We start from the raw sequence: 24,700 nt of genomic DNA, 5'->3' as shown, positions 1-24,700 counted from the left end.
CACAATGGCGTATGGACGGAGGCGGTGGCCGGTTGGGCGGCCACCTCAAAAGCAGGTCTGAGATGCAGTACATTCCCGACGCGACGATCTTCATTCAGTTCGCAATCGCCACATTTGTGATTGCGATCACACCGGGGCCGGACATGACCCTGTTTGTCGGGCGCGCATTGTCGAATGGCCGCGGTGCCGGCCTGGCTTGCATGTTCGGCGCCATGACCGGCGTCCTGATCCATACGGCCATGGTCGCGCTCGGCCTGTCGGCGCTCATCGTCGCTTCGCCCGAGGCATTTCTGGTTCTGAAGGTTTTCGGCGCGGGTTACCTTCTCTGGCTGGCCTATCAGGCCATTCGCTACGGTTCGGCCTTTTCGCCGGAAAGCACAGCCGGGCGTCAGCGTACCCTGTTCGAGAACTGGGCCACCGGGCTGGGCATCAATCTGCTCAACCCGAAGATCATTCTGTTCTTCATGACCTTCCTGCCTCAGTTCGTTGCGGCGAGCGACCCGCACGCTCCCGGCAAACTCTTCGTTCTCGGGCTGCTTTTCATCCCGCTGTCGCTGCCGGTTACGGTTCCGATGGTGCTGGCCGCTGACGGATTCTCGCAACTGCTGCGCAAGACACCGACGGTGACCCGCATGCTGGACTACCTGTTTGCCGGTGTCTTCTCCGCCTTCGCCATCAAGATTCTGATGGCTCAGGCGCGCTGAGGCTCCGTTTGCGCCAACCGCCGGCGCCCTGCCCCGCGATCAGCCAGTAGACGAGGCCACCCGCGAGGCCTGCTGCAATGGTTGCGGCCTCAACCGGCACAATTGCCCCGTCGGCCGTCCGGTCCACCGCTCTCAAAGCGACCACACACAATGCGACCGCCCCGCCTGAAAGCGCGAAGTAAAGCCAGCTTCGAATGGCTTTGAGTTCCGAAATCGTGACAAGAATCGCCGAGGGCACGAACGCGTAGTAGGATATGAAGAGCGTCGAGAGCAGAACAGATATGACGGTCGCCCACTGCGCAGCCGGATCCTCGGCCCCGCTCCCGAAACCGAGGCTGTCCCACGCCAGCAGATGGATAAACAACACCGCGGTCAGGACGGCGACCGAATAGCCGACGAGAATGACAAACAGGCGCAGCAGCACGCCAAACACCCGTGTCACGCTTCGCCGTGCCCTGCGATCATCATCGCTTCCAGCGCCAGCCGCTCCGACTTCTTCAGCCGCTCCGATTCCGACTTGAGCTGCCCGCAGGCGGCAAGGATATCACGCCCGCGCGGCGTGCGGATCGGCGAGGCGTATCCTGCGGCATTGATGTAATCGGCAAACTTCTCGATCGTCGACCATTCCGAACACTGATAGTTGGTGCCGGGCCACGGATTGAAGGGGATCAGGTTGATCTTGGCGGGAATGCCCCTGAGCAGCCGAACCAGTTCCTTCGCATCGGCGATCGAGTCGTTCACGTCGCGCAGCATCACATATTCGAAGGTGATGCGCCGCGCATTGGAAAGGCCCGGATAGGCGCGGCAGGCGTCCATCAGCTCCTTGAGCGGGTACTTCTTGTTGATCGGCACCAGCATGTCGCGCAGATCGTCGCGCACCGCATGCAGCGAGATCGCCAGCATCACGCCGATCTCTTCGCCCGTCCGGTAGATTTCCGGCACCACGCCCGAGGTCGACAGCGTGATGCGGCGCTTCGACAGCGAAAGTCCGTCGCCATCCGAGGCAATCAGCAGCGCCTTTTTGACTTCCTCGAAATTGTAGAGCGGCTCACCCATGCCCATCATCACGATGTTGGACACCTTGCGGCCCTCCGCCGGCACAATCGCGCCATCCGGCGTGTCACGGTCCGGGAAATCGCCCAGACGATCGCGCGCCGTAAGCAGCTGCGCCAGGATTTCCTCCGCCGTCAGATTGCGCACCAGCTTCTGCGTGCCGGTGTGGCAGAACGAACAGGTGAGCGTGCAGCCGACCTGCGAGGAAATACACAGCGTGCCCCTGCCCTCTTCGGGAATGTAGACCGTCTCGATCTCGACCGGCTTGCCGGCGCCGCGCGAGGGAAAGCGGAACAGCCATTTGCGGGTACCGTCGCCCGAGATCTGCTCCTCGACGACCTCGGGCCGGGCCACGGTGAAGTGGCCAGCCAGCGTTGCCCGCAGATCCTTGGAGATGTTGCGCATGTCGGCGAAGTCGGAAACGCCGCGCACATAAAGCCAGTGCCACAGCTGCTGCACGCGCATCTTGACCTGCCGCTCCGGCACACCGGCTTCGGCCAGTGCTCGGCCGAGCTCCTCGCGTGTCAGACCGACAAGCGAAGGTTTTGCGGAACCGGAACTGGCGGGACGGGCAGCGTCCCGCGCCTCGGGGCTCGAAAGGTCTATCGAAATGCTCATGGCTGCGGTCTGGGTTTCATGCGCGGCACTCATGGGCACGCGTCAACATTGCGCGCGCTGTTAGCACGCAATGACGGTTCCGTCACGCTTGAAGGCAACCGCCCCGCAAAGCAGGGCTAAAGGATCACCGGCAGTTCGAGATGGAATCGAGGGCCGCCGTGATGCCGCGCAGCGAGAAATCGTAACCGGTGGGATTGCCCCGGCCCGACGTCGCGCTGATCTTCATCGACGCGCCCGATTTCATCAGCGCCACGAGCTGCGGCTCCTCGGCTGCGTTTTCCAGCCAGGCCGAATTGCCCTTCGTGAACATCGAGAAGGATTTGCCATCGATCGTGACATTCACTTTCGAGTTCTCACGGAAGTTGTAAGCGGCAATGAACTGCGGCTCGTAAGCCACATTCTGCCCCGGCTTCTGGCTGACGAAGAAGAAGATGTCGCCATGGTCCAGATTGGCGGGCGTCTTCGCAGTCGGTACCGACAGCACATAGCAGACCTTGCCGCGCTGCGACTGATAAGAATAGGTGCCCCAGGCATGGTTCTGGCCCATCTTCGTCGCTGTCTGTGCGACGGCGGGACCCGAAGCAAGCACCAGGCAGGTGATCGAGACGGCTGAAATCAATCCACGCATGGTTGCCCAATATCCCTCATTTTCTCGCGTGTCTCGGCTGATACGGAAGCATTAGGCAGCTTCCCGCTTCCGCATTTAGATAAAATTTGAGTTACCAAAGGATGAAGCCCGGACCGCCTGATACCGCATTTCACTCCGGCAATCCCTGCCGCAACCTTCATTGCGCGCAAAACCGGATGCGTCTCTACCGTTCAAGAATAGGAAAACGGCAACAGTTTGACTGCGGCGGTTGTCGTCGTTTCCGAAACGGGTGGCGGTTTCATGTGGTCATGTACCGCGCCAAGACGCTAACAATGCATCGTCTGTGACCGGAGGGGACGCCATGAAAATCACCGACGTGAAGACCTTTGTCGTTGCCAACCCGCCACCACAGATCGGGGGCCGCTATTTCCTCTTCGTCAAACTGACGACGGATAGCGGCGTTGTCGGTTATGGCGAAGCCTACAACGCAACCTTCGGACCGGTGGTTACCGCAAAGATGATCGAGGACTGCGCCGAGCGATATCTCGTCGGCCAGGACCCGCACGATATCGAGCGCTTTTTCCGTCGCGCCTATTCGTCGGGCTTCTCGCAGCGGCCCGACATATCGATGATGGGCTGCGTGTCGGCGCTCGAAATGGCCTGCTGGGATATCATCGGCAAAGAGGCCGGCAAGCCCGTCTACAAGCTGCTCGGCGGCCAGGTGCATGAGCGGCTGCGCTCTTACACCTATCTCTACCCGCAAACCGGCAGCGTCTATCCCGACGAGGCAGACGACACCGACAAGAACGTCTACAACGACCCGGATCTCGCCGCCGAATGCGCGGCGCAATATGTCGCGCAGGGCTTCAACGCCGTGAAGCTCGATCCCGCAGGGCCCTATACGGCCTATGACGGTCACCAGCCGCGCCTGATCGACATCGACCTTTCGGCGCGCATGCTGAAAGCGATCCGCGAGGCGGTCGGCACGTCCTGCGATATCCTGTTCGGCACGCACGGCCAGTTTACGGCCTCCGGCGCGCTTCGCATGGCGCGCGCGATCGAGCCCTATGATCCGCTCTGGTTCGAAGAACCGGTACCGCCGGACATGCCGGAGGAAATGGCGCTGGTGGCACGCGGCACGTCTATTCCCGTGGCAACCGGCGAACGGCTGACGACCAAATGGGAGTTCGCCCGTGTCATCGAACATCGCGCTGCCTCGATCCTGCAGCCGGATCTCGGCCGCTCCGGCGGCATACTGGAAACGAAGAAGATCGCTGCGATGGCCGAGGCGCACCACATTCAGGTTGCGCCGCATTGCTATTGCGGGCCGATTGTCGCGGCCGCCAACATCCAGCTCGCCACCACGCTGCCGAACTTCCTCATCCTGGAATCGATCAGGCAGTGGGACGGTTTCCATGCCGATCTCCTGAAAAAGAAGATCGAGTGGCAAGACGGCTGGGTGATCCCCTCGAAAGAGCCTGGTCTTGGCGTCGAACTCGACGAAGCGGTCTGCGAAGCGCACCCGTGGACAGGCGGACCATTGCATCTTCAGATGGCACCGGACCCGCTGTTTCCCTGACGCGCAATAGGTTATTGTCCGCCCGCGCGGACAAACGAGGTATTGAAATGACGCTCATCCAGAAACTCGGCATCGCTTATGCCGTGATGTTCTTCGCGGTTGTTGGCATCGGCTATGTGCCGGCCTTCAATGATGAGAACGGCTACTTGTTCGGTCTCTTCTCGCTGCAATGGTACGATGATGCGCTGCATGCCTTCTCCGGCGTCTGGGCGCTTGCTGCCTCGCTGATTTCGCACGCCCAGACTGTGCTTTACTTCCGCCTCTTCGGTTCCGTCTATCTGTTCGACGGCCTGCTCGGCCTGGTCACCGGGTCCGGCTGCCTCGATGGCGGCATCTTCATCGATGGCTTCCGCCCGCTCAACGACATCGAGCTGCCGGTTCGTTTCTTCGCCAACGCCCCACACCTGGCGATTGGCGGCATCGCCGTGCTGATTGGCTTCTGGCTGGCAGGCCGAACGCGTGCGCCGGCCGCCGCCTGAACCATCGCTCCCATGCTGAAATGGATACGAAGGCTCCTTGCCACGCTGCTCACGATCGTGGTCATCCTGGTGGCAATCCCGCTGGCAGGTCTCGGCTACGGCTATTTGACAACTGCGCCTGTGGCAGTTTCGCCATCCGCTCCGGCGGATGACGGCGCGGCGCAGATAGCGGCTCGGCTCGCTGCCGAAATCGACGGCTACAAACGGCCCGAAGAATCCACCTTCCTGACCTATCCGGAATGGGCAATAGTTTACGCCGCGCGCGAATATGCCGGACTCGTTGAAAACGCGTCGCCCCGCACGTTCCCTTACTGGGCCTATATCGGCCGCTTCTGGCAGGACTACGCGCTGATGATCCGCGCCACGGCGGACTACGGCTTCAACTTCCAGAACCACTTGATGCTGATGGTCATCGGCATCAGCCACACGGTCGAGCATGCCGTACAATGGAGTTATGAAAACACCATCGGCTGGCTCACCGAGTTCGCGGTGATGTTCCAACCTGTGCCCGAGGATAAGTATCAGGCCAGGGTGGCGGCTGAATATGCCGCCTTCCTCGACCAGGTGCCCTGGTACCGCTTCCCTTATGCCGAAAAGCGCGCCGGTCTGTGGGATACCGAGCCTGCCACAGGCCTGGCGGCAATCCGCTCTTGGGAGCGCAAGCTCGGCTTCGGCCTCGCTTATTCAATCAAGCAGGGCTACGCCGATCTCATCAAATCCGGCCTCGACGCGACGTCGGAGGCCGCACTTCTCGACATTCATGTCTGGGCAGAAGGCCCGGTTGCAGCTGCCATCGCAGGCGAACCGGACACGGAGCTCGAACAGGACCTCGGCGCCGACGGCGCGGTGTTCGTCACCAAACGCTATCAGGTCTTCACCGACATGATCCCGCGTCTCATCCAGCGCGGCGTGCGTTTTGTCGAGATCGGCGGCAACCGGCTGATCTTCCTGACGGTGACGGCAAGCGAAGCAATCGACGCGCCGGACCGCACGCAGACGGTCTTCGACTACGCACTTCCCGCCGATCGAGCAACGCGGCGCATCGGTCTGATCGTCCCGGTCGGCGAACTGCATACCGTCCTGCCGGCACTCGCTCAGGCGGGTGCGGTGCTCGAACATGTCTACGACTACTAGGGAGCAAGCGCGATCAGCCGGTCGAATCGAATTCTGAGCTGGGCGCTTCTGGCGCTTCTTGTGATCGTCATCGCGATTCCCGCCGGCTTTCGCGTCGCCGCAATGATGCGCGAGACGGCCGACCCGACCCAGCTGGCCGTCAACGAGTCGCGCCTCATAAGAGCCGACGGTCTGTCGATGCACTACCGCCAGTGGGGCCCGGACGACGGCATGCCGGTCGTGTTGATCCACGGCACGCTGGCATGGGCCGAGACCTGGTGCGATATCACCGGTCCTCTCGGCGATGCAGGGTTTCGCGTTATCGCGCCTGACATTCCGCCTTTCGGCCTGTCGCGGCGTCCACCCGAGAATGACTATTCGCGTAGCGCCCAGGCGAACATCATCATCGCATTTCTGGACGCGATGGCGCTGGAGCGCCCGGTCCTTGTCGGCCACTCATTCGGCGGCGGGGCGACGGTCGAGGCAGCTGCCATGCGCGGCGATGACATTCGGGGGCTGGTGCTTCTCGATGCGGCGCTCGGGCTTTCGACCCCTGCCAAAGGACCGCCCTGGTTCAGCCCGCTATTTGCTTTCGAACCGATCAGAACCGCATTCGCGTCGACCACCTTCGCCAACCCGCTTTTTATCTCGTCCGGCCTGCGTGCCTTCGTTGCAGACGACACAATCGTGACCGACGAGCGGGTGGCGATCTATCGCAGACCGCTTGCGGCCAAGGGCACCTCGGCGGCCATAGGCGCGTGGCTGCAGACTGGCCTCTACGGCGCTCATGACGGCGCGCGCACCACGTCACGCCAAGGCATGTCGGAGATTGCCATACCCTCGCTCGTGATCTGGGGTCGCGAAGATACGGTGACACCGCTCGAACAGGGCGTTGAGATCGCGGACCTGTTGCCTAACGCCCGGCTCGCTGTGCTTGAAGACGTGAACCACATTCCGCATGTCGAGGCGCCGGAAGCCGTGCTGCAGGAGATGCTGCCCTTCCTGAAGGCCTTGCAGGCCGGCGCGGAAAGCGGCCTCAGGCCGTAACTTCGGCGGCAAGCTCCCGTACCGAAGCCTCGAACAGCGGCCATCCGCCCGGCCGCCACCCCAATGCCTTCAGCCTGGCTGAACTCATCGCGTTATAGCTGCCGGCGTCGCAGCGCTCCGGCAGCGCTTGGCGAATGCCGGTAACCTCGGCGCAGATACCGGCAATGTCGGCATTGTCGACCAGAATGTCGGAAACGCAGAACACCTCATGCGGCTTTTCGAGCCGCGCGGTGAGCGCCGTCACAACCGCCCAGGCGAGGTCGTCGCCATGCACTTCGGTGCCCTGGCGCGAAGCAACGGGACGGCCGGCACAAAAATCGGCGACAAGCCCGGCCCATTTGTGCGCTTGGCCGGCTGGCGGCGGTCCGTAGACGCCGGTGGCGCGCAGGCTGACCCCGCAAAAACCATCACCGGCGAGTTCGGCCAGTCCTGTTTCGCAGGCCAGCTTCACCTCGCCATAGAGCGAGTTGGGATGCGGCTCCGTGGCTTCGTCCAGCGCAGCACCCAGCGGCTGCTCGCCATAAACGGCGCGCGAAGAGAGAAACACCACCCGCTTCACGCCAGCCGCTTTCGCTGCGCGGAAACGCGCCAACGTCCCGTGCAGATTGCGGCGGCGAAAGCCAATCGGATCATCGCCCTCCCCTTCACGATATTTGCCGTGCAAATGGTTGAAGGCGCAGTGCACGAAATAGTCGGCGCCCGCAAAAGTCTGCGCGTGATCCTCGTCGGGCTCCAGATGATCGGCAACAAACCTGACCGGCTGCGAAAACATGCCCGCGCCCGGCGCGCTGCGCCCGGTGACGGTGACCGAGTAACCTTCCTCCAGAAAACGCTCCACCACGAAGCGCCCGACAAAGCCGGTGCCACCGGAAACAACCGCGCGCCTCGCACCCATCAGGCGGAAGTGCGCGGATTGGGCAGCGCATCGATATCGGGAATGTTCTCGCCGCTGAGATATGCGTGCCAGAGATCGATCAGCGGCCGCAGCTGCCCGGCCTTCGGATTGTCCACCTGCCATGGCTTTTCATACTGGTAGTGAACGATCGAGATCGACCGCCAGTCCCACAGCCCGGGCAGGTTGAACCAGACATATTGCAGCATATTCATGAACACCGGCAGGCCGTGCCAGTCGGGGAAATAGCTCTGCAGGAATGTCTGGTCGGTGCGCGGCCAGAGCGCCTCGGGCGCATCGAGCCGCTTGAGCATATCGTCGAATGTCGCTTGCGACGGAGCTGCCACGAAGACGCCCGAATTGAGCCTGCGAAAATCGGCCAGCGTTTCATAGACATTGGGTGCTGCGGAGAATTCGGGATAGCCGAACAGCTTGTCGATGTTTCGCAAAACGACCGCATCGGCATCGATGAAGACAACCTTGTCGTAGTCGAGCTGCCAAAGCCGCAGCTTGGCGAAATTATCGAGCGGTGTATGAAACGCCGGCTTGCCGCCCTTGGTGAATGGGTGGTCGGCGTGGATTTTCGCCCGTGCGTGGCGCTCGTTAAAGGCGTCGGATGTCGGCAGCAATTCGGCTTCCACCAGCCGCGCACCGAGCGCGACGACAGGCGCAAGCGTTTCAGCCGAAACGCCGCCCGTGTGCATGACCACGATATCCGCCGCCGTGCCGCTGAGCGTCAGCGAACGCACCAGCGCCGTCGCGCCAAGCGCATAGTCGGCGTTGGTGACGAGCGTCACAAAGGCATTTCGTGCCATGTTCGAGAGGCTATCCCGGTCAGGAGACTCTCTTCAACCGCCGGCCTTCCGGGTCCGCATCGAGCGTCGGGGCGATGTCGCGGGTCCAGGCGGACAGTGCGGGAATGCGGCTGCGGTCGACGCGGTAGGTGAACTTCTTCGCCACGTCGACGACCTCCGAAAGAAGACCCTCCGCCAGCGTCGTTGGCTTGAGTCCGAGATCGAGAAACTGCTCGTTGCGGACAACGAGATCGTTTTCCGGCGCTTCCTTGCGCGGGTTTGGCAGATACGCGACCTGCGCCCCGGTGATCTCCGAAACCAGTTCGGCAAGGTCGCGCACCCGGTGCGTTTCGGTCATCTGGTTGAATATCTTGACGCGCTCGCCGGCCTTCGGTGCGCTCGCCAGCGCAAGCTCGACGCAGCGCACGGAGTCCTGAATATGGATGAAAGCGCGCGTCTGCCCGCCAGTGCCGTGCACGGTGAGCGGGTAGCCAATAGCAGCCTGGATGAGGAACCGGTTGAGCACCGTGCCGTAGTCGCCGTCATAGTCGAAGCGATTGACTAGCTGGTCGTGCATGCGGGTTTCGCGCGTATGCGTGCCCCACACGATGCCCTGATGCAGATCGGTGATCCGCACACCGTCATTCTTGGCGTAGAACTGGAACAGCAGCTGATCCAGGCACTTGGTCATGTGATAGACCGAGCCCGGATTGGCCGGGTAGAGAATTTCCTGGTCGACGCGCCTGCCGGCGAGCGTTTCGATACCGACCGGCAGATAGCCTTCCGGAATTGCCGCGCCTACCGAGGAATAGCCGTAGACGCCCATCGTGCCGAGGTGCACCAGATGCGCGTCGACGCCCGTCTCCACCATCGCATTCAGCAGATTATGCGTGGCGCTGACATTGTTGTTCACGGTGTAGTTTTTGTGGCGGTCGCTCTTCATCGAATAGGGCGCCGCGCGCTGCTCTGCGAAGTGGACGATCGCGTCGGGCCTATGCTCCTGGAGCCAGGCCTTCAGCAAATCGTAGTCGCGCGCGATATCGATGAGGTGAAAGTGGATGCGCCGTCCGGTTTCGAGATGCCAGATGCGCGTGCGCTCCTGAATGGAGTCCATCGGCGTGAGCGACTGGACGCCCAGCTCGGTGTCTATCCAGCGCCGGGACAGATTGTCGATGATATGCACCTCATGGCCGAGGTTCGACAGGTGAAGTGAGGTCGGCCAGCCAACGAAGCCGTCACCGCCAAGTACCGCAATCTTCATCGACTCAATCCCTTCTGCCTTCTATGCGAGCCCTCCTAACGCCCATTTGTGACAGGGAAATTTCTGCCGCTAAGCCGCAGTCGTACCTTCGACGAGCTGCGATATGCCTCGGTAGAATGTCGAAACGAAGACCTCTTCGGGATCGTATTGCCGCTTGGCTTCGAGGAATGACGGCAGCTCCGGATATGACGCCAGAAGCTGGCCTGCCGTGTAGTGAAGTTGATAGGGCAGGAAGAAACGCCCGCCGTTCTGAATGGTAAGATCGATCAGCGCGCGTGTCAGCGCCCGCATCTTCGCGTTGCCCTGCGCATCTGTCCGCTGGTTGATGTAGAGCACCAGCGAGAATGCCGGCTCCATCGCATAGGGAAGTGCGATGTCGGCGGCGTCTACAACGCGGACGGATGCGTTGAGCAGGTTGGCATCATGCTCCAGCATGATCTTGCGCGCCCCTGCGATCATCGCCGGATAGGCCGAACGCGGGAAGAAATATTCATGCAGAATGTCCGTCTCCCCCTTCAGGTCGTTGAAGAGGTAAGGGACGGAATCATGCATGGGGTCGTTGCGGCTGACGAGACAGGCCTCACCCTCGGCCATCGCCGCCGTGCGCGGCACGGTGCAGCTCTCGAATTTCGGCTCGAGCGTCTTTTCGACATACCATTTGAGACTGCGGAAGGCTGACCCGTATTTCGACAGATTGAGAATGAAGCGCTTCAGCCCGACCATGCCGGGCGCGCCGAGCGCCGGAAAATCTTCGGGCAGCTCGTCCTGCACGGCGTCGTAGCGGTAGACCACCATCTCATCGAGCAGATTGCCGGTGGCGGTCGACAGATGGCCGTAGAAGAGGCCGAGACCGTTATCGCCCGCGATGCGCTCGTCGAAATATTGCGGAAACGCGTCAGAGCCAATCAGCGCGCGCGAGGTTTCGTAGACCGCGTTGTCGACCACTTCCAGTTCGGCGGAAAGGATCACCCCGAACAGGCCATAGCCGCCGACGACGTGGCGAAACAGCTCGGCGTTCAAGGTACGCGAGCACGTCGTCACTGACCCGTCCGCGAGCATGATCTCCAGCGAACGTATGGAGCCATCCAGCGCACCAGCGTGATGGTCCATGCCATGCGCGTTGACCGAGATCGACCCGCCGACGGAGAATATGTCTGTCGACTGCATCGCCTTCACCGCAAACTGCGGATGGATCGCATTCTGGATATCGTGCCAGGTCGCGCCGGCGCCCACACGCACCGTTTTTGTGACGGTGTCGAGTTCGATGCTGTTCAGCCCGCGCATATCGAGCACCAGCGCATGATCGTCGAATGCATGCCCGCCCATCGAATGGCGCACGGCCGCCATTGCGATCTTCAACTCGTTGGCCTTCGCAAAAGCGAGGGCCTTCGCCACATCGTCGCGCGATCTCACGGCCACAACGCCGTAGACGGGTGTACGAGACAGGCCGCTGGCGTCGTTCAGTTCCCCGCCTTTCATCGACCAGGGCAACTTTGGATCGTGCGGCGGGGCATAGGGCGGCGGCTCCGCGGCGAGCTGCCTGCCGTCGAGATCGCCGATCCTGCCGAGATCCTTCGGGGCACCGGGAGCCGCGGCGAGGCGCGAGATCGACCATCCGGCCCAGCCGGTAAGGCCGAGCGCGGCCGCTCCAAGAAAAAGCCGCCGTGAAATCTTCATCTCTTCTCCACCGTGCCCAAGAACCCTGACATGAATCGCAGGATTCGCCTTCGCAGCCAAGATGTCGCAATGGCGCAGAAAGAGCCGGCCCCGCATGGGAACCGGCTCTCCTGCTCCGACAGTAATCGGAAACTACATTTCCGCGTCGACCTGCGTTGCCTGCATGGTCGCGTCGTCATAAGTGATCTTCACCTTGGCGCCGGGCTGGAGGCTGCCAAGATCGACACTTTCGGCAGCGACATAGGAGCTGCCGTCGTCGAGAAGGATGACGCGCGTTGCCTCGTCTATCCCTTCCACCGTGCCTTCGACTTCGGCCGCATATGCCGCCGCTGCGAAAAACCCGGTGATCGCAATTGCTGCGAGTGCCTTCCTCATGATTTCGATCCTCGTTGTTGACGTTGATCCGGTACCGGGCGCCTTTTTCTGAGGCGGGGGGTTGCCCGGGCCGGATGAGGGGAGAAATAGTTTCGCCCCGCCAGGATCGGCAATTCACGTTCTGTGTATTTATTCAACAAATACAAGAGCTTAAAAAAGACACAATTCCGCTGCGCAAACTCGGTTCGGTGCTGATTTTGGTGGAAATACTGGGCCGGGGCGCGTCACCTGTCCGCCGCAATCGCCCTGCAGCCGTTCACAAAGAAATTGCGACCCTGCGCCGATCACGATTGGTTTCGCATCGCGAAGGAACCGTGCTGAAGCGCGTTTCAGTCCGTCACCTGATGTGACTTGGTTGCCCGAACTTTGACGAAACGCAGAGTTTCAATAGACTGCGGTCGGGGAGCGATCCACCTGGAGGCCTGTGATGAAAAGACAGTACAAGGCCAGCAACAACCGGCGGCATCGGAGCGTCGGCGAAGACCGCGTCACTGATATCGTCGATGCCGTATGCAGCGAACTCGGCATTGAGGACCGGAACCGCCGTGCCATTGTGACCAGCCGCGTCGAAGAAGCGTATGCGCGGGGCGCTCGCCAGCCACTCAATCTGGTCAGTGCCGGACTGGCGGCACTGTAGGTCGCGCGCGGCCCACCGACATTTGCCACGCAACAGCGTTGCGTGCGAAACTCGCTGCGGCATTGAAGCCGTTCGAGCTTCGCTGCCCGGCAACATCATGACCCAGGCCACAACCAGAAAGCGTGTCAAAACCCGCACCGAGACCGAGCGACCCAAGCTGCACAAGGTCATTCTGGTCAATGATGACTTCACGCCGCGCGAATTTGTGGTTCAGGTGCTGAAGGCTGAATTCCGCACAACCGAAGAAGAAGCTTACCGCATAATGATCACCGCGCATCAGCGCGGCGTTTGCATGGTAGCGGTTTTCACACGCGATATCGCGGAGACCAAGGCGACCCGCGCCACGGATGCGGGCAAAGCGGCCGGCTACCCGCTGCTTTTCACCACCGAACCGGAAGAGTGAGAAAGGCTTAACCTTCGTACGGACCCGCTACAGCGAAACTTGCTCATACGGCTCAAATGTCGTCAGATTGTCGCAGTTGCTGGCACAAGCACAGCCTTGAGATGGGAGTTTCGTCATGAATTACGACCAGATCATTGCACTGTTGATCGGCCTGGCAGGCGGTGACGTCGACACCGCCGCGTTCGATGCGCTGATCAAGGGCGGATATGAACCGGCCTATCCGGTCGAAATACAGGCCTGTCCACGACCCATTGGTCCGCTCGAAATAGAGGGCGAAACCATCATCTGCGGCACGGTGAGCGTACCCGAAAACCACGACGCGCCCGGCGGCAATCGCACGAAGCTCGTATTCACTGTCCTCAAATCGCATTCCATGTATCCCGAGCCCGACCCGCTGGTGCATCTTCACGGCGGACCGGGGGGCGGCCTGCTCGAAGGCCTCGAAGGCTTCGCCGGACTGTTCGAAGCGTGGCGTGCAAATCGGGACATCGTCATGTTCGACCAGCGCGCCGCCGGCCTTTCGGGCCGTTCGACCGTCTGCTTCAACGCCATGACGGCAAACATTCTCGAACTCGCGGGCGTTCCCACCGAGGGCGGCGATGAAAACGCCCCCGACATGATGACCCAATGCGTCACCGAGCTGAAGGAATCCGGCGTCGGCCTGGAGCACTACAATACCTACCAGAACGCCCTGGACGTGCGCGCCGTCACCAGAACACTCGGCTACAGCACTTACAATCTCTACGGAATTTCCTACGGCACCAAATTGTCGCTCGAGGTCATGCGGTCTGCGCCGGAAGGCCTGCGCGCGGTCATCATCGATGGTGTCGCGAGCCCGGCCATCCGCCTCTACGACACGCTGGCCGTGCCTCAACACGAAGCAATCGAAATCTTGCTGGACCAGTGCCGCGACAACGAAGCCTGCAATGCGGCCTACCCTGACCTTGGTCAGAAGCTGCACGACGCCTTCGACATGGCGGCAGCGGGCAAGGTCGTTCTGAACGGCAAACCTTTGCCGCCGGTCGCTCTTTCGGCGTTGTTTACGACACGCAACGGCCAATTCCGCATCGGCAGCTACACAAAGTACCTGCCGGCGGCGATTTACGAAATCGCGGCCGGCAAAGAGATGCCGACCGTTGAACTGATCTCATCGAAGAACCTGACCTTCCCGAAACTGGGCGCCGACGATGTGAGGGCGCGGACGCGCCTGCTTACAGACGACCAGAAGCGCATAATCGAAGTGGCCATGCATGAGGCAGGTGCCGCGAGAGAAGCGAACCGGGCACTGGAGCTCACCGTCGATGAACTTAAGGATACCCTGCGCCGGCATCGAGAACTGGGACCCCTTGCTTCGATGTTCGATCAGGAGCTGTTGCGCGCGTCGGGCCCGCTTCTGACAGATGTCGAGAAAGCGAAGGCTGTGATCGTCGCCTATGCGGCGCTGCAGACTGCGACCCCGTCAAAGGAGCTGTTGCGCGGGTTTGTGAGCGGCCATTTCGCCGAGGAATACCAGTCGCGCCTGCTCGCGATTATCGATGCGATGAGCGACACCGAGGTCGTGGAGGCGTTCGAGATGGTTCACCGCGCCTTTGCCAAGACCGAACATGACTTCGTCACCAACGGCCATCTTTTCGTTTATGCCTGCCAGGAGGATGTTCCGTACAACTCGCCCGAAGGTTACGACAAGCTGACCTCGGAGATGGAATATGAAAAGATCGTGCGCCTGCAATGGGATGGCGCGGCCAAAGGTTTCTTCGAGATTTGCAAACTTTTCGATCCGCACCCGCGGCCAGGCTTTCACGACCGCGTTGTCAGCGATATCCCGACACTAGCGATCGGTTCGACATGGGATATCCAGACCGCACCAAGCTGGCCGTTCCACGCTGCGGAGACGCTGTCGAACAGTCAGGCATTCCTCATTCACGAGGCTGGCCATGGAGCAGTCGTTTATCAGCCCTGCGTGGTCGACATGGGCGTCGCTTTCATCAACAACCCGACCCGCAAACTGGACAATAGCTGCCCAGAAAGCACCAAGCCGGACTTCTACATCGCTCCCTGGGTCGGCAAAGGCGAGAAACAATGAGTTCAGATCTCCTATTTGCGACCGCCGCCGGCAGTGCCATTCTGCTGCTGGCCGGCGGTGCAGGTGCACAAGTCGGCGAAGGCCCGTCATTCGACTGCGCAAAAGCTGAAAGCTCGGCGGAAAAGCTAATCTGTGACGATCCCGACCTCGCGGCGATCGACCGCCTGGTGGCCGAGCGTTTCGACCATGCTCTGCAGATCATCCGCGGCCTCGATACCGGCGCCGAGGCAGCGGAGAAGGAATTGCGCGCCTATCAGCGCGGCTGGGTGTCGGGCCGTGACGAATGCTGGAAATCTGACGATCTGCGCAGTTGCGTGGAAGACGCCTATCTGCGGCGCGAGGGCGAACTCGTCGCAACATGGCTGCTCGACGAGCCGACGGCAGTCGTCTCGTGGATGTGTGAAAACAATCCCGCCAACGAAGTGGTCACCTACTTTTTCGACACGATGCTTCCGAGCATTCGCATCGAATATGGGGACACGATCGACACCGGCTCGTTGACGCGTACCGCCTCCGGGTCACGCTACGATGCGAGCTTCGGCCGCTTCTTCTGGGAGCATGGCGGCGAAGCCACATTCTCGCCGAGCGAGGACCAGGAGCTAACCTGCGTAAAGGCTGGCTGACCGCCGGGCGGCGCCAGCAGCCACCGCCACAAACATGCATATTCGCATATTTGAAATGCCGATCGGCGCACTTCCGGGGCGAGCCGTGCGGAGCTACATCGGTCGCCGCAAACCGACCGGAGCAGGCAAATGATCGCAACCGACGAATTCTGGAACCGCATCGCGCGGAAATACGCGGCAAACCCCATCAAGGACATCGCCGGTTACAACAGGACGATCGAACGCACCCGCTCCTATCTGTCAGGCGGTGATCATGTGCTTGAGGTTGGTTGCGGCTCCGGCTCGACCGCATTGCTTCTGGCAACCGACGTCGCCCGCATCACCGCCAGCGACATCTCGTCGGAGATGATCGCGATCGGCCAGGAAAAGGCCGCCGCGCAAGGTACATCGAATGTCGATTTCGTCTGTGCGACGCCATTTGACGACGCATTTCCTGAAGCGCCCTACGACGCGGTGCTTGCCTTCAACTTCCTGCATCTGACGCCGGACGTAACCGCGACCTTGCGGCGGCTGGCCCAGTTGCTGCGCCCGGGCGGACTGCTGATTTCCAAGACCGCGAATATCGGCGGTCTGCGCAGGTTTGCTTTGCAGCCGTTGATTGGGGTGATGCAGCTATTTGGCAAAGCGCCGTCAGGGCTGAGCTTCTTCACGCCAAAACAGCTTGAGACGATGATGCGCAATTCCGGCTTCGAGATCGTCGCATCCGAGTTTCATGGCGACTCGCGACCATTCATCGTAGCCAGAAAGAAATAAGAGAGCCCCGCCGGCCTACCGCCCCGGCCTGCCGGTCTTCTTAGACCGTCTTGCCGCCCGCCTCTCATCCGCCGGGTCCTCATAAGAACCAATGCCCGGGCGGTGGCGGCGAACAGGGCCATCATCCTCACCGCTGTCATTCGGTGCGGGTTTGGCAGGCTTGCGCCCCTGCACCGGCTTTTCGGTGCGACCGACCGTCATTTCATCAAGCGTATTCCGGCGAAACAGCGACTGCTTTTCTTCGCTCACGCCGTCGCCGCTACGCGGCTCGCTCCGCGAGGGCGCGCCATCGGGCGCGGCCGCCGGTCGGCGGCCCGGGCCTCGCCCGTCACCGGGCGTTCCGTAATCGGGCCGGTGCGCTTCGCGGTGATCCTGCTTGCGGAACAGCGAGCCATCGCCGTCATTCTTGCCGAGCGGCACGGCGTGGTCGCCCGAAGTGCCCATCTCGTCGAGACCCGGCTTGCGGAACATGTTCGGCCGCGCAGCCTTGGCTGCCTCTTCGGCGGCGCGTGCTTCCTCACGCTGGCGGATGCGCTCCTGGTCTTCGACGGTGCGGTGCCGCTGCCGGCCCTTGTTGTGCTTACCCTTCTCGCGTCCCGACGACGGGGACTGCAACTCCACCTCGCGCGCCAGCGGGTCGTCGGAGATGGCGAGCTCGGTCTCGCGCAAACGCTTGGCCTCGTCGCGCAGCCGCGCCGCACGCTCGAAATCGAGATCGGCTGCCGCGTCGCGCATTTCCTTTTCCAGATATTCCAGATGCGCCTTGAGGTTGTTGCCCATCATGGCGCCGGCGTCTTTCGTGCGGCCGGAAATGTCGGCGCGCACATGGTCGCGCTCGTAGACCGAGTCCAGAATGTCGGCGATGTTCTTTTTCACGCTTTCCGGCGTGATGCCGTTTTCGGTGTTATATTCGAGCTGCTTTTCGCGCCGGCGCTCGGTCTCGGCCATCGCACGTTCCATCGAGCCAGTGACCGTGTCGGCGTAGAGGATCACCTTGCCGTCCACGTTTCGTGCCGCGCGCCCGATCGTCTGGACGAGTGATGTCTCGGAGCGCAAGAACCCTTCCTTGTCGGCATCGAGGATCGCAACGAACGCACACTCCGGAATGTCGAGGCCTTCGCGCAGAAGGTTGATGCCCACCAGCACGTCAAATGCACCGAGCCGCAGGTCCCGGATGATCTCGATGCGCTCCAGCGTGTCGATGTCGGAGTGCATGTAGCGGACGCGGATGCCCTGCTCGTGCAGATATTCGGTCAGGTCTTCCGCCATGCGTTTGGTAAGCACCGTTACCAGCGTGCGGTAACCCTTGGCGGTCGTTTCGCGGATTTCGCCCAGCACATCGTCGACCTGGCTTTTCGCCGGGCGGATTTCGACCGGCGGATCAATCAGGCCGGTGGGCCGGATAACCTGCTCGGCAAACACGCCGCCGGCCTGCTCCATTTCCCAATTACCGGGCGTCGCCGACACCGCAACCGTTGAGGGGCGCATCGCGTCCCATTCTTCGAAGCGCAGCGGCCGGTTGTCCATGCAGGAGGGCAGCCGGAAGCCGTATTCGGCGAGCGTTGCCTTACGTCGGAAGTCGCCGCGATACATGCCGCCGATCTGCGGGATCGTGACATGGCTCTCGTCGACGAAGACCAGCGCGTTGTCTGGAATGTATTCGAATAGAGTCGGTGGCGGCTCGCCCGGTTTGCGGCCGGTGAGATAGCGCGAATAGTTCTCAATCCCGGCGCAGGAGCCGGTCGCTTCCAGCATCTCCAGATCGAAGCGCGTGCGCTGCTCCAGCCGCTGCGCTTCCAGCAGCCGCCCGGCGCGCTCCAGCTCCACCAGCCGGTGCTTCAGCTCTTCCTTGATCGACCGCGTCGCCTGGGCCAGCGTCGGCTTCGGCGTCACATAGTGAGAGTTTGCATAGATCTTCACCGATTTGAGGTCGGCGGTCTTCTGTCCGGTCAACGGATCGAATTCAGTAATCGTCTCGATCTCGTCGCCGAACATGGAGATACGCCAGGCACGGTCTTCAAGGTGGGCGGGAAATATCTCGATCGTGTCGCCGCGCACCCGGAACGAGCCACGCACGAAATTCAGATCCTGGCGCTTGTATTGCTGGGCCACGAGGTCGGCGAGCAGCTGGCGCTGGTCGAGCCGGTCGCCGATCTGCATCTGGAAAGTCATCGCCGTGTAGGTTTCGACCGAGCCGATACCGTAGATGCAGGATACGGAGGCCACGATCACAACATCGTCGCGCTCCAGCAGCGCGCGCGTCGCCGAGTGGCGCATACGGTCGATCTGTTCGTTGATCGACGATTCCTTCTCGATATAGGTGTCCGTCCGCGGCACATAGGCCTCGGGCTGGTAGTAGTCGTAATAGGAAACGAAATACTCGACGGCGTTATTCGGGAAGAACGATTTGAACTCGCCATAGAGCTGCGCAGCGAGCGTCTTGTTAGGTGCCAGTATCAGCGCAGGCCGCTGCGTCTCCTCGATCACCTTGGCCATGGTGAAGGTCTTGCCTGAGCCGGTGACGCCCAGCAGCACCTGCGTGCGCTCCGCCTCGTTCGCGCCCTCGACCAGATCGCGGATTGCGGTCGGTTGATCGCCGGACGGCTTGAACTCCGTCTCCATTTTCAGCGCGATGCCGCCTTCGGATTTCTCCGGCCGCTCCGGCCGGTGCGGCACCCAGGCGTCCTGCTTGACGTTCGGGTCGCCACCCTCGATCAGCCGCGAGAGTGCCGCGACGGTGGCAGTGACGCCGGACGACGAAATCGTTTCCGCATCTTCCAGGCTGACGTCGAGACCCGCGATCGGGTTGAGGCCTGCCGCGGCGCGTTCACGCGGGCTGGCCGCACCGCCCATAGAGGTGCCGCGCGCCGTCTTGGTCGGGGCTGAGGATCGTTCCGGAATCTTCTTTTTCGACGGTTTGGCCTGTCGCTCGACGTCCAACTCCGCCTCGTCCGAGATCTGTTTCGCCCAATCGCTTACACTACCGCTCAGCGGCGCGCCCGTCAGCTCCTGCTGCGGCGCTTCCGAAAAACCCTTCCGTTCCAGCGGCTCGGAGGCGTCCATATAGTCCGTCAGCGGGCTGCCGCGTCGGCGCGGGGCGTTGTCGGCCGCCTTGTCGGCGGATGTCTTCTTGGGAGTGCGGGCCATGCTGCCAATATGGTCAGAGTGCGCCGCGAAAGAAAGGCCGGACTGCACAATCGGCAGGCTGGGATAACTCCTGCTGACAGTGTGTTGTCAGGAGGTTACGCTAGCCCGCCGTGCTTGTTGCATCTGCTCCACGATGAACCCCATGAACTCATGGGTCACGGGAAGCAGGCTCGTATCGTAGCGCTTCACCACATATACGTTGCGTATGATTTCCGGCTCAATCAGTGGCAACACGGCCAGATCATCGCGGATTTCTTTCGGTATCACCACCGGGGTCACCGCTGTAACTCCCAGTTGTTCGCGGACCAGAGCCGCAACTATGTTCGCCTTGTTGGTTTTGTATCGCGTGTTCGAGAACGTCTCCTGAAGTTCGGGATGCTCCTCCACAACAGCGCGAATGGAATCGCTGTTCCCAGCGTGGATGAAGGTCGCCCCTTTCAGCTCCGTCCACCGAACAGGTTGTGCACGCTGCGCAAATGGATGCTTGGGCCAGGTGACGAGAGCTACCGGTTGAGACACGACCTTCTGGTGGCTGATTTCAGGATGAGGAAGAACCTGGCCCGCGAGTCCGAAATCGATCTCGCGGTCCAGCAGTTGCCGGTAGATCCCCTGCGAGTCATCGCTGTGAAATTCAAAGTCGATCTTGGGGTAATTTCTCGAAAATCGCGATACTGCGGAAGGCAGCCATTCAGCGGCAATCGAGGGCAACGCGGCCATTCTGACGCAACCTCTGTCCAAGCTGACAAAGGTCTCCAACTCACCCAATACCGACCGTAGGTCCTGCAAAAGGCGGCGCGCACCTGGCAAGAAGGCCGCACCGGCTTCGGTTACGGATACCCGTCGCGTTGTACGGTCGAAAAGGCGGATGCCAACAATCTCTTCCAGCTGGCGGATGGTGACGGTGAGCGCAGATTGAGAGACCAGCAGCTGTTCGCTGGCTTCACGAAAACTGCTGGCATCCGCAATCGCTACAAAGGCCTCGATATGCCGAAGCTTGATTTTGGATTGCCGCTCTATCACCACCACCACTACACCTCCCCCTGGCATCGTCGCTGACGCGGTGTTGCCAGAGAATCAGGTGTCGGCCTGTCGCGTCAATCTTTGCGAATTGCCTGGGCGACGATTTCGATCAGAAGGCCGGGGCCCAGATCGGCCACCCCCAACGTAGCCCTTGCGGGCAGCTGCGCTGCATCGAAGAAGTTCAGCCACGCCTCGTTCATCTCGTCCTTCAGGGTCATGTCTGTCACATAAACCGTAGCGTGGAGGACGTGGTTCCTGTCAGAACCATGCGCCTCCAACAAGGCATCGATGCGCTCCAGCGCAGCCGCCGTCTGCGCGCGCATCCCCTGGTGCTCGGCACCTCCTGTGACACCGGCAAGCATCAGCCGGTCCCCATGGCTCACCACGCGATGAAATGCGCCGGCAGAGTCAAATCGCTCAATCATGAATTGTATCCTCGTCCTGATATTAGGCCTGGTGCGAACTCACGCTTTCGCCATCGCCGCCGGAATTTGAGTCCAGCCGTTCACCGCAAATGTGTTGAGTTTGGAGACCCGCTTTTTGGCGAGCAAAGCGTCGATATCTTCATGCACTTTGGAATGACCGGGTTTCAGGCGGTGCTTTTCGATGCAGGACTGATCGCGCCAGAGCTCTGTCAGGAAATAGACACCGTCCTCGCCGCTCTGAGGCTGGCAGAGTTCCATGCGCATGCAGCCTTCATCGCGGATGGTATCCTCGCAGCTTTCCGCCATAAGCTGCATGAAGCGCGCGCGATTTTCTTCCGCGACTTCATACTCGATAATGAGAACCACCTGCTCTGTTAGGTCAATTCTTTCCACGTCCGGTCTCCTGTGTTGGGCAAAGTTAAGGGGACCCGGCAAGCGCGCCAGTGCCGCAGGATCCCCGGTTGTCGGTGGTTCAGTTGGCGTCGAGGCCCTTGACCGCTTCAGCGGCGTATTCGTTGGTCCACGAGGCTTCGACATGCTCAGGCAGGACCGGATCGGCGTTCTCGACTTTGGAGGCGAGGATATTCACCCTGTCGACCATTTCACCCGAGATCTCGATCGATTTGGGAAACGCGCCGGCGTAGTCAGCCCAGGCATCCACATAAAGACCGGCGTCGATCCTTTCATGATATTTTGCGTGCACCTTGTCGCGCACGGTGTCGGCCAGGGCCGGGTCGTGGATGGCGTTGTGTGCCTTCTGCATCGCCCGAAGAAAACGCGCCGTCGTGTCCGGATTTTCCTTCATCCAGCTCTCGCGACCGGTATAGGTGAGATAAAGAAAACCGTTATAGGCCGGCACCTGACCGCCCGACATGTGAAACAACATGACCCCGTCATGTTCACGAATGGCGCGAACGGCGATGGGCGAGGAGTGGGTGATGGCATCCACCCGGCGCCGGGCAAAGGCCGCCAGCGTTGTATCGCCGACTCCCAGCACGGTAAGGGTCATGTCGCGCTCGGGGTCGATGCCGGCTTCCCCGGCGAGAAAGCGCACCAGCTGCGCACTGCCGCCTGCCGCTGAGGCGACCGAAATGGTGATGCCTTCCAGCGCACCCAGCCGTTCTTCATAGGTGCTTTCCGGCGTCAGCCCCGATTTCTCGAACCATTCTCGCGTAGCGACGATATTCGACGCATGCTGGTCCATCGCGCCACCGATCATCGTCATATCGGTGCCGCCGGCCCGGCCCCTTAGGATCGAGACCGACGAGGAGATGCTGAATTCCACCTCGCCGCTTACCAGAGCTGCATAAACCTTTGTCGCGCCGCCCAGGATAAGATGCTCGACATCAAGATCCTCTTCCTCGTAATAGCCCATCACATCGGCCACGAAGGCTGGCACGAACAAAAGCCCGTCACTCGAAAGACCGACGCTAACCTTGTCGGCGGCCCATGCATTTCCCGCCAGCGCCGTAAGCGCAAAGGTCGCAATGCCGGCAGCGGCAGATCGCAATCTACGTTTCATTTCCTGTTCCTCCCTTTTTTGATCTGGTCGAGCAGAGGCGTCACACGGCCGCCTGTTGGTCCTGCTCTGCCTGTTTCCAGGGCATGAGTTTGCGTTCCAGCCGGCGCACAGCCATGTTGAAGATGACCGCCAGCGCCATGATCGCCACCAGGGCCGCAAATACGCCTGCCGTGTCGAATTCGCCCTGAGCACGTACAAGCAGCGCGCCCAGCCCCTTGTTGGAAGCCATCAGCTCGCCGACGATCGCGCCGATAAGCGAATAGGGAACGGAGATGCGAAGTCCGGCGAACACCCAGGTGATCGCGGACGGCAGCACCACGCGGCGCAGTACCTGCATCTCGTTGGCCCCCATCAGATAGAGGATCGAGATCAGTTCACGGCTGACATTGCGCACGCCGGTATAGGTGTTGAGGAAAACGAGGAAGAAGACGATCGCCGCGGTGAACGTGATCTTCATATCGATGCCGATGCCGATCCACAGGATGAACAGCGGCGCCAGCGCAACCTTCGGCAGGCTGTAGAAGGTCGTGATGATCGGATCGAGAAGCCGCGCCAGAAACGGCCGCATTCCAAGGATCGTGCCGACGACGATCCCTATGACGCTCCCCAAGAGCAGCCCCGACAGGGCTTCGGTCGCGGTAATACCCATATGGAAGAAGATGTCGCCGCTGGCGATCCAGCCGTAGAGACGGCGGAAGATGGCGCTCGGGGCCGAGATGAAGAACGGCGCGATCAGGCGCCCGGATGCGAATTCCCACAAAAGCAGGAAGCCGCCAATGAGCAGTACCCGGTAAAGATTGAGCTTGAGCGACTCGACCCGCTTGGCCTTTTTGGCTCTGTCAGCTCGCGCCCGACGCTCGGCCTCGGCGAGTGCCGCGTTGGGCTGTCCCATACCGATTTCGACGTTACTCACGACGCCTCTCCTCTCGTCTCGTTCAGGGTTGGCATGATGAGATCCCACAACTCTGCAGTCATCCGCGTGTAGGCCGGGTCACGCCGCAACCCGGCTAGGTCGCGCTGGCGCGGCAAAGGCGTATCGGATATCTGCCGGATGCGCCCCGGGCGTGCCGTAAACACGACAGCCCGGTCGGACAGCGCGACGGCCTCGTCGAGATCGTGGGTGACGAAGAGAATGGTTTTGTTGAGCGAACGACTGATCCGTAGAAGCTCGATTTGCATGTTCAGCCGCAACTGCGCGTCGAGAGCGGCAAAGGGCTCGTCGAGCAGCAACGTTTCAGGGTCATAGGCAAGCAGGCGCGCGAGTGCGGTGCGCTTGCGCATTCCGCCGGAGAGCTGCGAAGGGTAAGATTTTTCAAACCCCACGAGCCCCACCAGTTCGATCAGGTGAGCGACCCTGTCGTGTCGCTCGCCCCGCGCCATGCCCCGGATCTCGAGCGGTGTCGAAATATTGCCAACGACATCACGCCACGGCAGAAGGTGGTCGTTCTGCGTCATATAGCCGGTCTTCAGATTGTATCCGGTAACGAGCGTACCGTCGTAAAACACCCTGCCGCTGGTCGGCAGAAATAGCCCGGCGGTCATGTTGAGCAATGTGGACTTGCCGCAACCCGAAGGGCCGACCAGAACTACAAACTCGCCCCGTTTGATGTTCAGTGAAACATTCTCGACGGCTGCCACCGACCGGTCAGCAAGCTCGAATGTCTTTGAGACATTCTCGAAGCTGATCAATGACCCCGTGACTGCCTTGGGTTTTGTCCCAGACATCTGAATACTCACCCCTTTTCCTCCCAGAACGCCCGGCCTTTCGGCCGAGCGAGGCTGATGCACCTGCGAGCCTTTGCTCAGCGTCGGTAATCAGTGTGTGGGGGATGAGGGCGGCATTCAAATATATATTGATTAGGAATTGATCATCAAATCGAGATAATCAGACTTGGACTATTCCATT

General features: G+C 61.1%; 26 protein-coding genes. 11 read left to right on the top strand and 15 right to left on the bottom strand.

The window, feature by feature from the left end:
- Window positions 1–62 precede the first annotated feature (62 nt).
- Window positions 63–704 (top strand): LysE family translocator, encoded by a 642-nt coding sequence (locus EP165_RS09540; RefSeq protein WP_127521815.1) that lies wholly within the window; start codon window positions 63–65, stop codon window positions 702–704.
- On the opposite strand, the gene EP165_RS09535 is transcribed toward EP165_RS09540, so the two are convergent.
- From EP165_RS09535 to EP165_RS09525, 3 genes are all read right to left on the bottom strand, one after another.
- A complete protein-coding gene (locus EP165_RS09535) occupies window positions 676–1,128 on the bottom strand; it encodes a hypothetical protein (protein ID WP_127521813.1) in 453 nt (150 codons plus the stop codon). The two genes, EP165_RS09540 and EP165_RS09535, sit on opposite strands and share 29 nt — an antisense overlap.
- A 14-nt stretch (window positions 1,129–1,142) precedes the next feature.
- Complete coding sequence (gene rlmN, locus EP165_RS09530) at window positions 1,143–2,375, bottom strand: dual-specificity RNA methyltransferase RlmN (protein ID WP_127521811.1); 1,233 nt, start codon at window positions 2,373–2,375, stop codon at window positions 1,143–1,145.
- A gap of 124 nt (window positions 2,376–2,499) precedes the next feature.
- Entirely contained in the window at window positions 2,500–3,003 is a 504-nt protein-coding gene (locus EP165_RS09525; RefSeq protein ID WP_127521809.1) for an invasion associated locus B family protein, read from the bottom strand.
- Window positions 3,004–3,325: 322 nt separating this feature from the next.
- Between EP165_RS09525 and EP165_RS09520 the strand changes: the two genes are divergently transcribed.
- Genes EP165_RS09520 through EP165_RS09505 form a run of 4 tightly spaced genes read left to right on the top strand, consistent with a single transcriptional unit; the run spans window position 3,326 to window position 7,182 of the window.
- Window positions 3,326–4,543, top strand: a complete 1,218-nt coding sequence (locus tag EP165_RS09520) for a mandelate racemase/muconate lactonizing enzyme family protein (protein ID WP_127521807.1) — start codon at window positions 3,326–3,328, stop codon at window positions 4,541–4,543.
- A gap of 47 nt (window positions 4,544–4,590) precedes the next feature.
- Window positions 4,591–5,022, top strand: coding sequence for a hypothetical protein (locus EP165_RS09515; RefSeq protein ID WP_127521805.1), 432 nt, complete (start codon window positions 4,591–4,593; stop codon window positions 5,020–5,022).
- 12 nt (window positions 5,023–5,034) lie between these two features.
- Window positions 5,035–6,156 (top strand): hypothetical protein, encoded by a 1,122-nt coding sequence (locus EP165_RS09510; RefSeq protein WP_127521803.1) that lies wholly within the window; start codon window positions 5,035–5,037, stop codon window positions 6,154–6,156.
- Between the two features lie 60 nt (window positions 6,157–6,216).
- Entirely contained in the window at window positions 6,217–7,182 is a 966-nt protein-coding gene (locus EP165_RS09505) for an alpha/beta fold hydrolase (protein ID WP_127521801.1), read from the top strand.
- Here EP165_RS09505 and EP165_RS09500 read toward each other — a convergent pair.
- From EP165_RS09500 to EP165_RS09480, 5 genes are all read right to left on the bottom strand, one after another.
- Window positions 7,172–8,077, bottom strand: a complete 906-nt coding sequence (locus tag EP165_RS09500) for an NAD-dependent epimerase/dehydratase family protein (protein WP_127521799.1) — start codon at window positions 8,075–8,077, stop codon at window positions 7,172–7,174. The two genes, EP165_RS09505 and EP165_RS09500, sit on opposite strands and share 11 nt — an antisense overlap.
- Window positions 8,077–8,889 carry a glycosyltransferase gene (locus tag EP165_RS09495; protein ID WP_127521797.1) on the bottom strand — a complete coding sequence of 271 codons (813 nt, stop codon included), beginning with the start codon at window positions 8,887–8,889 and terminating at the stop codon, window positions 8,077–8,079. The genes EP165_RS09500 and EP165_RS09495 overlap by 1 nt, the downstream gene beginning before the upstream one ends.
- Window positions 8,890–8,908: 19 nt before the next feature.
- Window positions 8,909–10,129, bottom strand: a complete 1,221-nt coding sequence (locus tag EP165_RS09490; protein ID WP_127521795.1) for an NAD-dependent epimerase/dehydratase family protein — start codon at window positions 10,127–10,129, stop codon at window positions 8,909–8,911.
- A gap of 69 nt (window positions 10,130–10,198) precedes the next feature.
- Window positions 10,199–11,806, bottom strand: coding sequence for an FAD-binding oxidoreductase (locus tag EP165_RS09485; protein ID WP_127521793.1), 1,608 nt, complete (start codon window positions 11,804–11,806; stop codon window positions 10,199–10,201).
- A 132-nt stretch (window positions 11,807–11,938) separates the two neighbouring features.
- Complete coding sequence (locus tag EP165_RS09480) at window positions 11,939–12,181, bottom strand: DUF1344 domain-containing protein (protein ID WP_127521791.1); 243 nt, start codon at window positions 12,179–12,181, stop codon at window positions 11,939–11,941.
- A gap of 74 nt (window positions 12,182–12,255) precedes the next feature.
- Between EP165_RS09480 and EP165_RS09475 the strand changes: the two genes are divergently transcribed.
- The 6 genes from EP165_RS09475 to EP165_RS09450 all read left to right on the top strand — a co-directional run bounded on the left by EP165_RS09475 (window position 12,256) and on the right by EP165_RS09450 (window position 16,680).
- The gene (locus tag EP165_RS09475; RefSeq protein ID WP_127521789.1) at window positions 12,256–12,531 is read left to right on the top strand and encodes a hypothetical protein; all 276 of its coding nucleotides are present in this window, start codon (window positions 12,256–12,258) and stop codon (window positions 12,529–12,531) included.
- A 77-nt stretch (window positions 12,532–12,608) separates the two neighbouring features.
- Entirely contained in the window at window positions 12,609–12,818 is a 210-nt protein-coding gene (locus EP165_RS09470) for a hypothetical protein (protein WP_127521787.1), read from the top strand.
- Window positions 12,819–12,915: 97 nt separating this feature from the next.
- Entirely contained in the window at window positions 12,916–13,221 is a 306-nt protein-coding gene (gene clpS, locus EP165_RS09465; protein WP_127521785.1) for an ATP-dependent Clp protease adapter ClpS, read from the top strand.
- A 115-nt stretch (window positions 13,222–13,336) separates the two neighbouring features.
- Window positions 13,337–15,304, top strand: a complete 1,968-nt coding sequence (locus EP165_RS09460; RefSeq protein ID WP_127521784.1) for an alpha/beta hydrolase — start codon at window positions 13,337–13,339, stop codon at window positions 15,302–15,304.
- Window positions 15,301–15,927, top strand: coding sequence for an MliC family protein (locus EP165_RS09455; RefSeq protein ID WP_127521782.1), 627 nt, complete (start codon window positions 15,301–15,303; stop codon window positions 15,925–15,927). Before EP165_RS09460 ends, EP165_RS09455 begins: the two co-directional genes overlap by 4 nt.
- A 129-nt stretch (window positions 15,928–16,056) precedes the next feature.
- Window positions 16,057–16,680 carry a class I SAM-dependent methyltransferase gene (locus EP165_RS09450; RefSeq protein WP_127521780.1) on the top strand — a complete coding sequence of 208 codons (624 nt, stop codon included), beginning with the start codon at window positions 16,057–16,059 and terminating at the stop codon, window positions 16,678–16,680.
- Between the two features lie 15 nt (window positions 16,681–16,695).
- On the opposite strand, the gene uvrB is transcribed toward EP165_RS09450, so the two are convergent.
- From uvrB to EP165_RS09415, 7 genes are all read right to left on the bottom strand, one after another.
- A complete protein-coding gene (gene uvrB, locus EP165_RS09445) occupies window positions 16,696–19,827 on the bottom strand; it encodes an excinuclease ABC subunit UvrB (protein ID WP_127521778.1) in 3,132 nt (1,043 codons plus the stop codon).
- A gap of 87 nt (window positions 19,828–19,914) precedes the next feature.
- Window positions 19,915–20,856, bottom strand: a complete 942-nt coding sequence (locus tag EP165_RS09440) for a LysR family transcriptional regulator (protein WP_164742994.1) — start codon at window positions 20,854–20,856, stop codon at window positions 19,915–19,917.
- A 65-nt stretch (window positions 20,857–20,921) separates the two neighbouring features.
- Window positions 20,922–21,272 carry a RidA family protein gene (locus tag EP165_RS09435; RefSeq protein WP_127521774.1) on the bottom strand — a complete coding sequence of 117 codons (351 nt, stop codon included), beginning with the start codon at window positions 21,270–21,272 and terminating at the stop codon, window positions 20,922–20,924.
- Window positions 21,273–21,311: 39 nt separating this feature from the next.
- Window positions 21,312–21,665 carry a putative quinol monooxygenase gene (locus tag EP165_RS09430; protein ID WP_164742993.1) on the bottom strand — a complete coding sequence of 118 codons (354 nt, stop codon included), beginning with the start codon at window positions 21,663–21,665 and terminating at the stop codon, window positions 21,312–21,314.
- 79 nt (window positions 21,666–21,744) lie between these two features.
- Window positions 21,745–22,794 carry an ABC transporter substrate-binding protein gene (locus EP165_RS09425; protein WP_127521769.1) on the bottom strand — a complete coding sequence of 350 codons (1,050 nt, stop codon included), beginning with the start codon at window positions 22,792–22,794 and terminating at the stop codon, window positions 21,745–21,747.
- A 40-nt stretch (window positions 22,795–22,834) separates the two neighbouring features.
- Complete coding sequence (locus EP165_RS09420) at window positions 22,835–23,707, bottom strand: ABC transporter permease (RefSeq protein WP_245440087.1); 873 nt, start codon at window positions 23,705–23,707, stop codon at window positions 22,835–22,837.
- Window positions 23,704–24,519, bottom strand: coding sequence for an ABC transporter ATP-binding protein (locus EP165_RS09415; protein WP_127521767.1), 816 nt, complete (start codon window positions 24,517–24,519; stop codon window positions 23,704–23,706). The genes EP165_RS09420 and EP165_RS09415 overlap by 4 nt, the downstream gene beginning before the upstream one ends.
- Window positions 24,520–24,700 lie beyond the last annotated feature (181 nt).

Source organism: Mesorhizobium sp. Z1-4 (genome assembly GCF_004000235.1).
GTDB lineage: Bacteria > Pseudomonadota > Alphaproteobacteria > Rhizobiales > Rhizobiaceae > RCIO01.
The sequence above is the reverse complement of the archived record's forward strand: the minus strand, read 5'-3'. Positions and strand labels throughout refer to the sequence as shown.

Coding starts and splice junctions, on each gene's coding strand:
- EP165_RS09515 (WP_127521805.1), top strand. CDS start 4,591: ATGACGCTCATCCAGAAACTCGGCATCGCTTATGCCGTGATGTTCTTC.
- EP165_RS09510 (WP_127521803.1), top strand. CDS start 5,035: ATGCTGAAATGGATACGAAGGCTCCTTGCCACGCTGCTCACGATCGTG.
- EP165_RS09480 (WP_127521791.1), bottom strand. CDS start 12,181: ATGAGGAAGGCACTCGCAGCAATTGCGATCACCGGGTTTTTCGCAGCG.
- EP165_RS09415 (WP_127521767.1), bottom strand. CDS start 24,519: ATGTCTGGGACAAAACCCAAGGCAGTCACGGGGTCATTGATCAGCTTC.
- EP165_RS09450 (WP_127521780.1), top strand. CDS start 16,057: ATGATCGCAACCGACGAATTCTGGAACCGCATCGCGCGGAAATACGCG.
- uvrB (WP_127521778.1), bottom strand. CDS start 19,827: ATGGCCCGCACTCCCAAGAAGACATCCGCCGACAAGGCGGCCGACAAC.
- clpS (WP_127521785.1), top strand. CDS start 12,916: ATGACCCAGGCCACAACCAGAAAGCGTGTCAAAACCCGCACCGAGACC.
- EP165_RS09475 (WP_127521789.1), top strand. CDS start 12,256: ATGAGGGGAGAAATAGTTTCGCCCCGCCAGGATCGGCAATTCACGTTC.
- EP165_RS09520 (WP_127521807.1), top strand. CDS start 3,326: ATGAAAATCACCGACGTGAAGACCTTTGTCGTTGCCAACCCGCCACCA.
- EP165_RS09495 (WP_127521797.1), bottom strand. CDS start 8,889: ATGGCACGAAATGCCTTTGTGACGCTCGTCACCAACGCCGACTATGCG.
- EP165_RS09540 (WP_127521815.1), top strand. CDS start 63: ATGCAGTACATTCCCGACGCGACGATCTTCATTCAGTTCGCAATCGCC.
- EP165_RS09500 (WP_127521799.1), bottom strand. CDS start 8,077: ATGGGTGCGAGGCGCGCGGTTGTTTCCGGTGGCACCGGCTTTGTCGGG.
- EP165_RS09490 (WP_127521795.1), bottom strand. CDS start 10,129: ATGAAGATTGCGGTACTTGGCGGTGACGGCTTCGTTGGCTGGCCGACC.
- EP165_RS09455 (WP_127521782.1), top strand. CDS start 15,301: ATGAGTTCAGATCTCCTATTTGCGACCGCCGCCGGCAGTGCCATTCTG.
- EP165_RS09525 (WP_127521809.1), bottom strand. CDS start 3,003: ATGCGTGGATTGATTTCAGCCGTCTCGATCACCTGCCTGGTGCTTGCT.
- EP165_RS09470 (WP_127521787.1), top strand. CDS start 12,609: ATGAAAAGACAGTACAAGGCCAGCAACAACCGGCGGCATCGGAGCGTC.
- EP165_RS09435 (WP_127521774.1), bottom strand. CDS start 21,272: ATGATTGAGCGATTTGACTCTGCCGGCGCATTTCATCGCGTGGTGAGC.
- EP165_RS09485 (WP_127521793.1), bottom strand. CDS start 11,806: ATGAAGATTTCACGGCGGCTTTTTCTTGGAGCGGCCGCGCTCGGCCTT.
- EP165_RS09425 (WP_127521769.1), bottom strand. CDS start 22,794: ATGAAACGTAGATTGCGATCTGCCGCTGCCGGCATTGCGACCTTTGCG.
- EP165_RS09460 (WP_127521784.1), top strand. CDS start 13,337: ATGAATTACGACCAGATCATTGCACTGTTGATCGGCCTGGCAGGCGGT.
- rlmN (WP_127521811.1), bottom strand. CDS start 2,375: ATGAGCATTTCGATAGACCTTTCGAGCCCCGAGGCGCGGGACGCTGCC.